Annotated in this window: 19 protein-coding genes; all 19 read right to left on the bottom strand. The window is 33.2% G+C overall.

Annotated elements, in window-relative coordinates:
- Positions 1 to 9: 9 nt before the first annotated feature.
- The 19 genes from ACFSC2_RS06735 to ACFSC2_RS06645 all read right to left on the bottom strand — a co-directional run bounded on the left by ACFSC2_RS06735 (position 10) and on the right by ACFSC2_RS06645 (position 13,162).
- A complete protein-coding gene (locus tag ACFSC2_RS06735; protein WP_379817083.1) occupies positions 10 to 411 on the bottom strand; it encodes a hypothetical protein in 402 nt (133 codons plus the stop codon).
- A gap of 15 nt (positions 412 to 426) precedes the next feature.
- Positions 427 to 882, bottom strand: a complete 456-nt coding sequence (locus ACFSC2_RS06730; RefSeq protein ID WP_379817084.1) for a hypothetical protein — start codon at positions 880 to 882, stop codon at positions 427 to 429.
- A gap of 145 nt (positions 883 to 1,027) precedes the next feature.
- The gene (locus tag ACFSC2_RS06725; RefSeq protein WP_379817085.1) at positions 1,028 to 1,708 is read right to left on the bottom strand and encodes a DUF4919 domain-containing protein; all 681 of its coding nucleotides are present in this window, start codon (positions 1,706 to 1,708) and stop codon (positions 1,028 to 1,030) included.
- A gap of 73 nt (positions 1,709 to 1,781) precedes the next feature.
- Positions 1,782 to 2,183, bottom strand: coding sequence for a hypothetical protein (locus tag ACFSC2_RS06720; protein WP_379817086.1), 402 nt, complete (start codon positions 2,181 to 2,183; stop codon positions 1,782 to 1,784).
- A gap of 159 nt (positions 2,184 to 2,342) precedes the next feature.
- Entirely contained in the window at positions 2,343 to 3,077 is a 735-nt protein-coding gene (locus tag ACFSC2_RS06715) for a DUF2625 domain-containing protein (RefSeq protein ID WP_379817087.1), read from the bottom strand.
- 29 nt (positions 3,078 to 3,106) lie between these two features.
- On the bottom strand, positions 3,107 to 3,496 hold the full coding sequence (locus ACFSC2_RS06710) for a DUF1801 domain-containing protein (RefSeq protein WP_379817088.1): 390 nt from the start codon (positions 3,494 to 3,496) through the stop codon (positions 3,107 to 3,109).
- A 53-nt stretch (positions 3,497 to 3,549) separates the two neighbouring features.
- A complete protein-coding gene (locus ACFSC2_RS06705) occupies positions 3,550 to 3,888 on the bottom strand; it encodes an avidin-fold protein (protein ID WP_379817089.1) in 339 nt (112 codons plus the stop codon).
- 18 nt (positions 3,889 to 3,906) lie between these two features.
- Entirely contained in the window at positions 3,907 to 4,554 is a 648-nt protein-coding gene (locus tag ACFSC2_RS06700; RefSeq protein ID WP_379817090.1) for a suppressor of fused domain protein, read from the bottom strand.
- Between the two features lie 158 nt (positions 4,555 to 4,712).
- Entirely contained in the window at positions 4,713 to 5,225 is a 513-nt protein-coding gene (locus ACFSC2_RS06695) for a hypothetical protein (RefSeq protein ID WP_379817091.1), read from the bottom strand.
- A gap of 118 nt (positions 5,226 to 5,343) precedes the next feature.
- Entirely contained in the window at positions 5,344 to 6,246 is a 903-nt protein-coding gene (locus ACFSC2_RS06690; RefSeq protein ID WP_379817092.1) for an arginase family protein, read from the bottom strand.
- 100 nt (positions 6,247 to 6,346) lie between these two features.
- Entirely contained in the window at positions 6,347 to 6,757 is a 411-nt protein-coding gene (locus ACFSC2_RS06685) for a hypothetical protein (RefSeq protein ID WP_379817093.1), read from the bottom strand.
- Positions 6,758 to 6,775: 18 nt separating this feature from the next.
- A complete protein-coding gene (locus tag ACFSC2_RS06680; RefSeq protein WP_379817094.1) occupies positions 6,776 to 7,522 on the bottom strand; it encodes a DUF2314 domain-containing protein in 747 nt (248 codons plus the stop codon).
- A 158-nt stretch (positions 7,523 to 7,680) separates the two neighbouring features.
- A complete protein-coding gene (locus ACFSC2_RS06675; RefSeq protein WP_379817095.1) occupies positions 7,681 to 8,640 on the bottom strand; it encodes a DUF6620 family protein in 960 nt (319 codons plus the stop codon).
- Between the two features lie 25 nt (positions 8,641 to 8,665).
- Positions 8,666 to 9,610: a hypothetical protein gene (locus ACFSC2_RS06670; RefSeq protein ID WP_379817096.1), complete on the bottom strand. Its 945-nt coding sequence runs from the start codon at positions 9,608 to 9,610 to the stop codon at positions 8,666 to 8,668.
- Between the two features lie 14 nt (positions 9,611 to 9,624).
- On the bottom strand, positions 9,625 to 9,867 hold the full coding sequence (locus ACFSC2_RS06665; protein WP_379817097.1) for an Rcat domain-containing protein: 243 nt from the start codon (positions 9,865 to 9,867) through the stop codon (positions 9,625 to 9,627).
- Positions 9,867 to 10,820: an SPFH domain-containing protein gene (locus ACFSC2_RS06660; RefSeq protein WP_379817098.1), complete on the bottom strand. Its 954-nt coding sequence runs from the start codon at positions 10,818 to 10,820 to the stop codon at positions 9,867 to 9,869. Before ACFSC2_RS06660 ends, ACFSC2_RS06665 begins: the two co-directional genes overlap by 1 nt.
- 169 nt (positions 10,821 to 10,989) lie before the next feature.
- Positions 10,990 to 11,373, bottom strand: coding sequence for a DUF5367 family protein (locus ACFSC2_RS06655; protein WP_379817099.1), 384 nt, complete (start codon positions 11,371 to 11,373; stop codon positions 10,990 to 10,992).
- Positions 11,370 to 12,212, bottom strand: coding sequence for a Rossmann-fold NAD(P)-binding domain-containing protein (locus ACFSC2_RS06650; RefSeq protein WP_379817100.1), 843 nt, complete (start codon positions 12,210 to 12,212; stop codon positions 11,370 to 11,372). The genes ACFSC2_RS06655 and ACFSC2_RS06650 overlap by 4 nt, the downstream gene beginning before the upstream one ends.
- Before the next feature lie 71 nt (positions 12,213 to 12,283).
- Complete coding sequence (locus ACFSC2_RS06645) at positions 12,284 to 13,162, bottom strand: helix-turn-helix domain-containing protein (protein WP_379817101.1); 879 nt, start codon at positions 13,160 to 13,162, stop codon at positions 12,284 to 12,286.
- Between the last annotated feature and the right edge of the window lie 55 nt (positions 13,163 to 13,217).

Genomic DNA, 13,217 nt, shown 5'->3' with positions numbered 1-13,217 from the left:
AAAAAACAACTATTGTTTCTCAAAAAAATAATCAGAACCGTCGACGTAGGATGATCCTAAAACCATTTTTCCGTCTACTATTTGATAGGTCCATTTTGCATCATTTACAATAACAAATGAGGTTTTGGGTTCTCCAGGCATCCCTCCACCGAGATAATCTATTTTATATTGATACTTATAACTTTCTATCTGACCATTTTTATTAATAGTTAAATTAGAACGTCTATCAAATGTATAAGTAATGTTTTGATTAGAAACATCTTCGGAGCTTTTGGTATTTGTTATATGAACGAGCGTTTCGATCTTTACCATTTTCCACTTTCCAACAACTGGATTTTGTTTGTCATCATCATCACTGGAACAGCTTGTAAAAAGAACAATGCTAAATAGAAAAGTAATTATTTTTTTCATCTTGTTTATTTTTTTTTATTGTATTCGAGTATATTCAGAGCTATTACATTGATTGCAGGGAAGGCTTAAACTTAATTTATTACCCGAAATTTTAATAATTTCATTACTAGTGTCAGGAAGAATTTGTGCGGACTTGCTGGTAACTTTTTGGTGACCCATTGTAACAAGTGATAGAATTTCTTCGCCGTTCGGAACTTGAGATATTATCTCAAATTTCGTATCCATAACCAAAGCTTCATCCACATGCTTTTTAAATTTAGAACCCGAAAATTCAAGAATAATAGTTGTATTTGTTGAGTTGGGAGTAGAGATTGTTCCGTCAACACCATTTTTAGTTCCGATCCATCTCCATTTTCCTTGTACGTTTTTTGCCATCGAAATAGCATTAGGACTCGTTTTAGGTGCATCATCACTGTTATTGCTGCATGAAGTTAAGATCAATAATGTAAATAATAGTAAATAGTTTTTCATCTGGTTACATATATTTGGTTTATTAAAAGATGAAAATATTTACAAAAGGTTGCGTAACAGTTTGAAAAACTGTAAAAAAAATAAAATACGAGGTTTTAAAAACTTTAGATCTTTACGTCTTAACGCCTATGTAGTTATAAAAAAATCATTTCAAAGATTTACTCTCATTTTCGAGCATTTTTTCAATATTAAAATAAATGCCATCTACTTTGTATTTGCCTTTTTCGAAACCGAGATAATCGCAATTATCCACTAGTGACTGCGAATTAGATTTTATATCAAAAAGATTCAGCATAACATATTCATGTTCAACCAGCAAAACATGAAAACCAGTTTCACATTGTTTTCCATCACCAGAAGAAAAAATCACATTCATAATATTGTGAAACTTATACGACGCCGTTTTAGCAGCTTCTTCGTCACCTTTAAGATGATAGATATAAGCCAGATAATTCAGCTGTTTTAAATCAAATGGAAAGTCACTCAGCGAATGATTTGCTAATTTGATAATTTCGTCATAATCAGCCACGCCAAGAGTATCTTTATTATAAAATTCTCTAAGCTTCTTTTCATCAGGAGACTGCCAAAAAGCATTGTATTTGGGTTGGAAAAAATAGCCAAAATACAAATGACGAAATTCGTCATGAGTTAAAAGTGTGTCGTTTTTTATTAAACGCTCCATTAATTTCGGATAATAATAAGTCGATTTTTTATTAGATATTTCTTTTTCTATTGCCTTATAATCGGGTGCAATAAAACTGGTTTCTTGAGCAGAAATTGTAATACCTAAAAGCAGAAATAGCAGAAGTATAATTTGTTTTAGCATGATTTTAAGTGTTTTAGATCGTTTTTGATGTATCTAAAGTTACAAATTAAAATCATGCTAAAGTCTTGTCCTTTTATTTTACCCGAACATAACTCGATCCAAAACAGTCATAACATTCTTGGGCTAAAAACAGTTTGTTTCCTTCAAATGAAAAAGACATTCTTATAAAATATTTATCAGGATTACTGCTTACTATCGTCGGCCTGTCATCTCCAAAAATAGAAGATTCGGTTTTTATTTCAAATGGGGCGTCCGAGATTAGAGCACCGTTTTTATACGTTCTATAATTTGAACCTGAAAATTCAATTACAATGACTTCATCTGGTTTTGGTGTAACAGTAGTTCCAGCAAATCCACCGCTTGATCCTGTCCATTTCCATTTACCTTGAAGATTTTTTTGAGAAGTTGTTGCTGCGTCATCGTTTGAGCAAGAACTTATAACAACTAACGCAATTAATAATAGCATTTTTTTCATGGTTTTAATTATTTTGGTTTAATTAAAAGATGCCGTTTTTATGAAATAGTTGCGTAAGAATTATCTTTTCATTTCAAATGATGTTTTTAAATACAATTTTGGATTATGAAAGACCTTTGTGACTTTGAACCTCCGAAGCTTTGCGACTTTAAAAAAAAACTAAAGTCCCATTTGCTTTCTAATATCGATATTAAAACCGTATTGCTCTTCAACCGGAATTATTTTTCGAGATGTTTTGTTAATATCCTGACCTTCTTCTGTCCAAAGAAATGGATAAAAATTAAAGACTTTATCTCCGTTTAATTTAGAGACTTCCTCTCTCCATTTTTCCCATCGGCTGCCTTCGTAAAATTTATTCAAATCATTATTAAAACAGAATAACAAAAACTCCGAATAAGAAATGTCAAGCGCTTCATATTGCAGGTTATCTGGCGAGAGATAATACATTTTTCCTAAATCTGTTCCAAGCGCGCCGCCGTTTAAAATAAAGAAACCGCCCAATGCATCATCAGCAACTAATAGAAAATCAGGTTTTTCGCCAAACTCTTTAAACGATTTTCCTTTGTTCCATCCAGGAAGACTTCGATCTAATTTTGCATTTCCAGAACCCAAAATCCTGATCCAGCCGTCATCTACCAAAATACCGCCCGTTTTATAAATTACAGCTCCCATTGCAGAATCTGTAGTTACTTGCGTTTGGTATAAAGCATCTTTAGCTTTTTGAGGATCTGCAGGAAGAATTTCCAGTTTATTTGTCGCTTTGCCAGACCATTCCTGAATATCTTTCCAGCCTAGATTTTTGTTATTTGTTAATTCGTTTACAGGTCGCATTTTATTTTGAGAAAATGTGTTTAGGGTTATAAATAAAAAAGTTACGGCGGTTAAAAATTTCATTTTGATTGTAGTTGTTTTTGAGTTCTTTTTTATTTTAATCGGATTAAAACTCCTTTTCGTTTCACAATATTTTTATAATCCCATTGGATTTCCCTGCCTTTCTCCAGCCACCTTTTCAAATCTTCTTTATTGATCTGCGAAATTTCTGTATAACGCATTTCTGCCGCTTTAAAAGAGCCTTCGTTTTGCAATTTTTCTTCTTCAAAAGATTGACCGCTCCAGAATAATAATCTAACAGAACCTTTTAGTTTGCTGTAACCCACAATCGGATTTCCGTCGAGAAACCAAACCGGATGTGCGTGCCAGATTTTATTTTCGGCTTCAGCCAAATTATCATTTATAATTTCATACAAAAGATCACAGATTTCTTTGTCCGAATCGGTTTGAGCATTATTGTAATTCTGGATTTCAGTTTTCATAATAATTGCTTTTAGGTTGGTATAAATTCCTTATAAAATTATGAAAAAAGGTTTTATTGTTCTTCTAAAACAGAATTTCCTTTAGAAAGATCTCCAGAAGTCCACTGCCAAGTCTCGTGAAGTCTGATTTTTCCATTCTCTAAAATTTCGGGTTTAGAAGTACAGATTCCAGTCATTAATTCTCCTTTTTCGTTTACCTGATGGTAGCGCATTTCGATTTCACCTTCGTCATTTACCAAACCAATTAAATGCCCCGAAATAATTTTTCCGCCAGAATATTCAGAAGTCAAAATACTGCCGTTTTGTTTGTAATGAAAAGCAGTTTCGCTAGAAGTTTCTCCGTTTTCTGTATTGCTTACAGGTTTAAAGATTTTGTTATTATAATTAATCATTTTGGCTTGTAGGTATTTTTAGTTTTTTCGATTTAAATCTGTAATTAACAAAGGATTGTTTTCTTTTAATTTAGAAACCAGTTCTTCGACGGTTTCCGGATTTGCAATGATATTTTCGTATTCTTCAGTTGTTATTCCAACAATTTGTAAAAAAGAAACTTCGCCGTGAGGTGTTTGTTTTTTTGGAATTTCAGGATCCGCAATAATAACCAATGCCGTAATATCAGTTTCAGTATCAAGACGAATAGGGCCATTTGCAGGCATGTAATGAAATTCTTCAAACCAATTACCGCTGCTAAAAACATATTTTGCAATATTTTGAAGTAAAGCCACAACCCAGCTCGGATTTCCGTTGTCGGCTTCAAATGGTTTAAGCCTAAAAGTCAATTCAAATCCCCATTTACTGAATTCTCCGTCTACTTTTTCTTCATTGTAATACAATTCAGAAAAGCCGTAAGTAATAAAATGATAATGGTTTTCTTGGTTTTTACTTTCGTAATAACTTACCCCGTCAAGCGGATGTTCACCGCCAAGCATATAATTTATTGCAGGAGCAAAATGTTTGGGTTCTTGTCCTGGATATAAACGATCAAATTCTTTATCGATTTCCAGCCAGCCGACTGCATCATCTTCGTTAAATTCTTTTTTATATTCTTCTAAAGTCATATGCGGATTATTTACTTTTTTTAGAAAAATAAATTTAGGGATATGAAATTTGAAATGAAAATGAATTCTTCGATTTTGGAAAAGTTTATAAAAACGTTTACTAAAAAGATTTTTATTAAAGAACTCTCAAATAAATAAGAGTCTTTTTCTGAATGGGATTATTTTTGTTTGAATTTGGATTCTCCCAATAAAACCTTTCCTGCTTTTTTTTCGAAATTTCGATTAAAAGTAAAGATGTCCCAGAACCAATAGCGTTGTGTTACTCCCAAATTGATTTTTTGGGAAGTCGTTTTTCCATTTCGTATTTGGTCGTATTGGAATTCATAATTGTTTGGAAGTGATACCGGCATCTGCCCCAAAGTAAATACCTGCGCCATAAGCGGATTACCGCAGCTTGGATAAGTTCGAAGCGGATATAGTTTAATTTTTAAATCTGTTTTGGTACTGTCTTCGGTAATTTTAAACAAATTTGACTGCTCTAAAATTTTATATTCTTTTTGTAAAGAAGCATTCAAAACATACGCAGTTTCTTTAGAATCAGTGTTTTTAAAATGTCTAAATTCTTTATTGGTAATTTTATAAGAATAACAGGAATTTAAAAAAAGCAGTAAAAAACATCCCAAAATCAGTTTGAATTGTTTCTGAATTCTAAACGAGATAAAATAATTCATTTCTATATTTTAAAACCCAAATATAAGAAAAAGTTTATGTTTTTAAATAAGCGATCTGAATATAAAAAAACCGATTTACTAATGAAGATCGGATTTCTATTTTTATTTACACAAGTAATCACACGTTTAGCGCTGCATTAAAGACAGTTGTAAAGTTTGCAATAAAATCTTTCGTATATTTTCCGTCTGGATCCAAATCCGGATCTAAAATAGTAATTTCAAGTCCCGATAATTTTTTGCTTTCCAATAAAAAAGAAAGCAATTCATTAAACTCTGCGTACGAAAGCCCGTCAGGTGTTCTGCTGTCCACACACGGCATGATGTGATCATTTAGAACATCTACATCAATGTGAAGCCAGAAACCGTCCAGTTTTTTACTTTCGACTTGCAAAAGAAAATTCTTTGCACAAGCTTTTATTCCTTGTTTTCGAAGCTCTTCTAGACTTACATAAACGGCGGCTGCATTTCGAATTTCATTTTCGTATTCGTCATCATACTCCCGATTTCCTACGCACCATACATTTTCCTCTTGAATATAGGGAGACAAATTTAAAATATTAGTCAGTTTTTCATGTCCTTTTCCGGCGACAATAGAAGCGATCATGCCGCCGACACCTCCCGTTTCTGAGAGGGAAATATCCATAAAATCGGTATGACCGTCTAGATAAAACAATCCGTAATTGCCTTTTTGTTTTAAAGCAATTGCAGCCCCCAAAAGAATACTGCAGTCACCCCCAATAATAAGCGGCAATTTATGTTGTGTCAGTAGATTGTTTAACAAATATGCTTGTTCGCGTGCATAAGTAACCAATGAATCTATATTTAGAATATTGGTTTCGGAATCTTTATGATTCGAATATTTTGGCGCATCAAGTCTTATAGTGTCTTTTGGATTAATGATTTTATGAAAACTATGTTTCCACAGCCAGTCCGGCAGATCTTTGACACCAGGTTCTTTGCCCGCTTGAGGTTCTTTTAGCCCAAGATTAGAAGGAAATTCAACAATAAATATTTCTTTCATAATAATAGAATTTACCTCTAAAGTTATTAAAATAAAATGCTTTTAAAATAAAAAATCCGACTTGTCACTGCAAATCGGATTTAAAATGTATCTAAAAATGTTAATGATTTTGGAAGATAATAATGTCATTAAATTTCTCAATCTGTTCTAATATAAAAAGACTGTCATTAAAATAATCCATGTCAAAATCTTCATCTCCCCAAATTTCAAATCGTTTTGTAGAAGCTCTAAGTTTAGCTGCGTCAAAAGGATTTTCATTGTAATCTTCGGAGTTGAAATCTGCAAGTTCTACCGCTTCTACATTTACATGCTCTTCTTGTGCTAAATAAATATAAAAATTATATCCATCGTCAAAAGTAATTGTAATCTGATTGTTTTCCAGAACAATCTCTGTTTGGGTGCCATCTTCTGGATCTTCGTAAAAAGCATCTAAATATTCTTTTAAAACAGAAATCGATGCATTTGATTCAGGACCAATAAAAGCCAGGTGAGAATAAAAAGAATTTGCCATTTTTTATTGTTTAATTAATTAAAATAATGGAATCAAATGTTCCCAATTAAATTCTTTAGCGTAATCCAGCGGCGTCTTGCCAACGTGATTTTGAGCATTTTTATCGGCTCCAGATTGTAGTAAAATTTCAACCGATGTACTATTTCCTGCAATAGCTTCACGGTGTAAAAAAGTGTAACCCAATTCGTCCTGAGAATTTATTTCTGACGGATTTTCTTTTAGAAATTCGATCAGACTTTCTTTCATATTCTTGCTCATCGGATGTTCTTCAAGATTTTCTGCTTTTTCTTTTTGTTCAAAAACAACCTGAATATCATTAAAATCGCCAAATTCTAATCCCCAAGCATCATCGTGAGAGGCTCTTTCTTCATCGCTCATTTCAGAACGCATCGCCTGTATGGTAAACGCTCCGTATGTTTTTCCCTGACTCGCAAACAGCCAATCGCTGATTTGGTCAATCGGGATTGCGATTTCGTCTCCGTTATTTACATTCGTTAATTCATCAGGATCATTTACCAAAACACCGTAAATAGTTTCTCCGTCAAAATTTACATCGTTAATCCACATATGTTCTACCACAGTTTCGCCGTCTATATCTTGCGTAAAAGCGAGTTTTACACACGCGACATCCAGTCCGGGAATAATTCTGCGGTATTCCCAAGAAAGCTCTCTCCAGAAATATTTAAAAGTTTCTTGTGCTTTTTTATAAGCTTCGATCATTTTTGGATTTTCTCCGTCGGCGTAGAATATTTTTGTGTCTGACATAATTCCTGATTTTATATAATTTTTATTTTTTGATCTTTTTAAAGCTTGTAGAATTGATTTATTTCGTGAAACAAATCAATTAAAAACAACCTTTAATTTACATAAAAAATCCGATCTGTCTTCAAATCGGATTTAGTTTTATTTGAAAAGAATTCAATTTAGAAATTCACATCGTCTGCGATATTTCCTCCTTGTTCTGCAGCAAATTTTGCAGCATATTCTTTTTGTTTTTCCTGTTGATAATTAGAAAATTCCATAATATCTTCAGAATTCCAATTTTGGTTTTGCTCTGTCATCCATTGCATAGCAACTGATTGAAAATCGGCTAAATTAATTCCGAAATTATCCAAAATCCATTGTGCTCCGTCAATTCCGTATTCGTAAGCCGCTTGTCTAGCACCAGCAAGTTCTTCGTAGAAATAACGATCCGTTTTTATTCTATCCAGATTTGCTTGTCCTTCTTCCGAAATTGCAGCTTTTAAGTTTTCTAATTGAGGAACTGTTACGTTTTCAGCATAATACTGTCCGAACAAAGTCGTAACAGTAAACGAAGTATCTTCGCCCATACGCTGCGGCCAGATTGTGTTTAATTCTTCCCAAACAACTGGTTCAAATCCCATTGCTTTACAAACTTCAAGATAATCGATTCCAGCGCTTATTTTTAAACACATTGCAGTATAAGTTCTTAAATCTACACCGTGAACAGGCTCTAAAAATGGATTATTATCATCTACTTTTACAAAACCAGAAGTTTGGATTCCTGTGTATTTTAATGAATTAGCGTGTTCAAAACGAATCATTTGGTCAGAATCGCAGTTGTTCCATTCAGTATAAACCGCTCTTCTGTAATTAAAATAAATGTTCTGAATATCTTTTTCGTGAACATTCTCTCCGTTTGCGCGTTCGTCTGCAATCCAAGCTTCGGCTCTTTCAGCAACCTCTGCATCAAAATCCTCAACCGTATAATGTGTTCCGTGTAAAGTTTCAGGATCGTATTCTACTTCTGTGTATTCATCTTCATAATCATTTTCATAATTATTATTTGAAGTCTGCGCTTCAAAATTTTCATTTTCCTGTTTGCTGTCGCCAGTTAGAGCGCCAAAAATTTTTTTAAACATTGTTTGATTTTTAAGGGTTAATAAATTATAGATGGGGTATTTGATTTTGATACATTTTTTCGTTGTGCTCTTTTAAATCGGGCGTGATTTTATTCCATTCGTCATACATCGCTCTCAAATAAATCTGATTGAGTCTCGGCGCATTTTTAATAACAAATTGCCTTTGTTCTTCTAAATCGTCCATTTTTGCCTGAATTTCGTTCAGTATTTTTTTATCACTTTCGTGAATTTTACTCAGACTCAATTCATGACGCTGATGGTACAATTCACGCTCCTTTATACTTTCTCTTTCAAATTCTTCATACAAATGCGCTGTTCTTTGTTCAGCAAGTCCGCGGGCAATATTTTGCAGATTTCTCGCCTGCGTGCTTGGCGCGAATGTATTCTGTGTCTGGCAATACGGGCACAAAATATACGTTTCGATCAAGAAAATTTTCTCTATCTCAATAGCGCCGCCGCATTGTGTACAGTTGAATTTGTTTTTAATAGCTTCATATTCGTCTAATATTTTTTGATATTCTACTTCAAGATCACGTTCCTGAGTTTTCTCAATTTGGTTTCTCCAAAATTCATATTTGTTTTCAAATTCCTCATAACGATCAGAACAAGCATTTCTAAAATCGGAAACCAAATCATGATGTTTGCTTAAAACGGAAATTTGTGAATTATAATTGTAATAAACACTAAGTATTTTTTCGTCATAAGTTTCCCTTGCTTTTTCTCGGGTATTTGATAATTGACCATTGACACCAGAGTAAACTCTATGAAAAGTTCGTTTATACAAATCGTCGTCACTTTGCAGTATTTCTTTAAGCTCTGGAATGGCTGCCGTGGCAAATTCTTCCATTTTTGCTTCTAGTTTTTCCAAAAAACTAAACCATCTTTGTTGTGATTCCTGAAGTTCTGCATACCATTCTGGAAATGTTTCTTCGTTTTCTTTACCTTTTGATTTATTGAATAATCCGAACACGCTGTATGATTTTTTTAAATTGAATTATCTTCTTTTTTGATATAAATTCCGTCTGTAAGTTTGACGCTCAAAAACTCAAATCCGCAGTAAGCGCAATGTGTTACTCCGTCTTGTTTAGCTCTTCCGGCACCACAGTTTGGACAGTCTTTTGTATTCATTTTAGCTTCTGTCATTTCTGTTTCACCGCCGTAATTAGTTTGGTTTTGAGCTTTCTGCTTCAGTTTATCTAATAACGAACTCACTTTTTTCTCTTCCATTACAATTGGCTTAAAAGTTCTGTTTTCTTAGTTTTAAACTCGTCTTCATCTATTAAACCAGCATCAAAAAGAGTTTTTAATTTTTGAAGTTTAGAAGTCAAATCATCTGCAGTTTCCTGCTTTGGAGTTTCTTTGCTTTGCTGTAACTGATTTAAAAGAATTCCCATGCTCAATGCATTTTGAGTGGCATCATGAAGAGCGGTTCCTTTGTCGCCAATGGCAGTTGCTGTATTGAATTTGGTAAATTTATCCATATCGGTAACCATATTCATATTCGTAATTTTATCAAAATGCGCGGTAACTTCTTCTGGAAGCGTCACACTTGTGATGATAAATTGCGTTAATTCTATTCCGAATTGCGAAAAATAGGGCTTTAAATACGGTTCTATTTTCTTGCCTAATTGCGTAATATTTCCCGCGACATCTGTAATCGTAATGTTTTCGTTTGCGAGCACTTCTCCAAATTTTGGAGCCACAAAATCTCTTAATTGATTTTGGAGTTCAAAAATGGTTAACTGCTCATAAGTTCCAGCATATTGTGTGAAGAATTTAGCAACGTCTACAATTTTAATATCAAAACTTCCAAAAGCACGAATTCTGATTTGTCCAAACTGTGGATCATTCATCAAAATAGGAGCAGGAGTTCCCCATTTGTTATTGATAAATTGATGGGTGTTGAAAAAGTAAACATCGACTTTAAACGGACTTTCAAATCCGTATTTCCAGCCTTTTAATCTGCTTAGAATAGGAATATTTTCTGTAGATAAAGTATGAAGTCCAGGCGAGTAAACATCTGCCAATTGGCCTTCGTTTAAAAGCATAACCTGCTGGCTTTCGCGAACAGTCAGCTTAGCTCCGTTCTTAATTTCTTTATCTTCATCATAAAATTTCCACATTAATAAGTTTGGATCTTTTGTTGTGGCTTCGATTATTTCTATAAAAGGGAGTTTCATCACTATAACATAACTTATTTATACGGAATAAAAATAAGTATTCTGTAAGAATATCTAAGCATTTCCGCGTCAAGTTTTCGATATTTATTTTACTTCGAATGTTAATAACTTGTAAGTTTTGCTTTTATAAAAAAATCCGGATTGCTAATACAATCCGGATGCTGGTTTTTTAGTTGATTTTTAATTTTGTTTTCGAATAAAAATATACTGTTACTATATTTAAAATCGCGAGAATCCATAATAATGGATTGCTGAAAAAATCCTGATAGGTATTGCCTTTCGGAATTTCTACTAAAGGAACAAATACCAAAGCGTCTAATAAAATTGCTGTGAGAGACATAATCACACCAACTTGAAATCCAGAGATCGAAATAGATTTTTTATAATAAAATGAAGCTCCAATTGACGAATAGAAAATAATAAAAAGACAGATTATTACAGTTTGTATATTTAGTGAATCTTTTATAATTGGGGTATGTTCTAAGATAAAAAAGGTTACAGCAACAGAAATCCAGAGAATTATTCCTGATAAAACAGCTCTTAAATAATTCATGATAACTGATTTATTTCATTCCAAATACCACTTTTTGCCGTTTTTTGAACGTATGCTGAAAAATCGGCTGCTTTTCGTCCTAAAACTTTTTCAATATCATTTGTAATGATCGAATTTCTTCCATCCAAAACTTCTGCGAATAAATAATTGATCAGCCAGATTTCATCTTCAGGAATTTGATATTTGCGAAGCATATTTAGATATTCATCTAATTCTAATGATTGAAAAATGATTTCTTTCTCAGTAATTTTTGCTATTTCGGCAACAGCATTTTTAAAAGTAAGCAAACGCGGCCCTGTTAACTCATAAGTTTGTCCGTTATGTTTTTCGTTTAAAAGTGCTTCTGTAACAACTTCAGCAATGTCATCAGCGTCTACAAAAGGTTCTAGGACATCTGCTTTTGGAAGCGCCACAAATCCAGCTAAAATTGGTTCTAAAAAGAAGCTTTCGCTAAAGTTTTGATTAAACCAAGATGCTCTAACAATAGTCCATTTCTGAGCTGTAGCTTTTACGATTTCTTCACAGACTTGCGCTTCTTTTTCGCCTCTTCCAGAAAGTAAAACCATTTTTTCTACACCAAGTTTTGTGGCCAAGAGTGTAAATTTTTGAATCGTTTCTGGCGCAGAAGGAATCGCTAAATCGGGTTGAAAAGTAATATAGACGCTGTCAATATTTTTTAGAACAGGTGACCAAGTTTCTGGATTTTCCCAATCAAAAGGAATGTCCGCAGTTCTTGAGCCAATGCTGATTTTGACATTTTCTTTTTTCGCTAGTAATTGTGCAACACGTCGGCCTGTTTTTCCGTTACCGCCGATTACTAAAATGTTGTTTGTTTTCATGATGAATGTTTTTTAATTAATGATGATGCAAAGTTGCACACATCATTATCAAAACATTTGTCTGAAAGGAATTAAGATTTGTTTGAAAAGAATTGTTTTTTGACTTCGTTTGGTCTCGATCCGAATTTTTTCTGAAAGGCGTTTGAGAACGAACTTAAACTTTCGTAACCTACGTCCCAAGCGGTTTCTTGTACTGTTTTTTCGCTGTTACAAAGTAATTCGTACGCTTTATTAAGACGTTCTTCATGAATGAATTTGTAAACAGGAATTCCGAATAGGTCTTTAAAATTCTTTTTTAATTTACTGCTGTTCAGGCCAATCAGTTTGGATAATTCTGTTATTGTTGGTGGTTTAGAATAATTGGTACTCACAATATCTTTGGCCTGAAAAAGTTTTTCTTTGTCTTTTTCTGTCAAATCTGTTTTCTTTTCGCTGGATAAAAGTGCAAAATAATGTGCCAATAATTCATTCACCTGACTTTTTAGAAATAGCAGTCTCGTGTTGCCTGTGTAAGTAGTATTAAATACTTTTTGAACAGCCAATTGCATTTCTAAAGTCATAAAGAGAGTAGGGCCTTTTACAAAATGAGAGTTTGGATTGACCAATTCGGGCAATTGTTTCTCGAAAATCTCTTTTTCTGTCTGAGGTAAATTCTGAATAGTTTTGAGCTTAGCAAAAATACTAATGGATTGTAAAGGCTTTTCAGGTGCAATTTTATGGGCAAAACCAACTTTTTGATTTCCGAAAAATGAAATTGCCAAACCCGTTGTGTTCGTTAAATATTTTGTCTGGTCGTTGTGTTTAATTTCTAATTCGACATTTCCGGAACCATAAAAAGCAAAACCAACTGCATCGCCGTCAATCTCACATCTTTGTACAAACTCTTTATCAGAATTGGACTGCTCGATGAGTACGATAAAATTGTTTACTTCTATAATGTCGGTGGTCATTTTTTTTTAATTAGATAATTAGAAAATTAGTCAATTAGAAAATTAAATAAATAGT

The sequence above is a fragment of the Flavobacterium artemisiae genome, from assembly GCF_042678225.1.
GTDB classification, from domain to species: domain Bacteria; phylum Bacteroidota; class Bacteroidia; order Flavobacteriales; family Flavobacteriaceae; genus Flavobacterium; species Flavobacterium artemisiae.
This window is presented reverse-complemented; position numbering and strand designations above follow the sequence as displayed.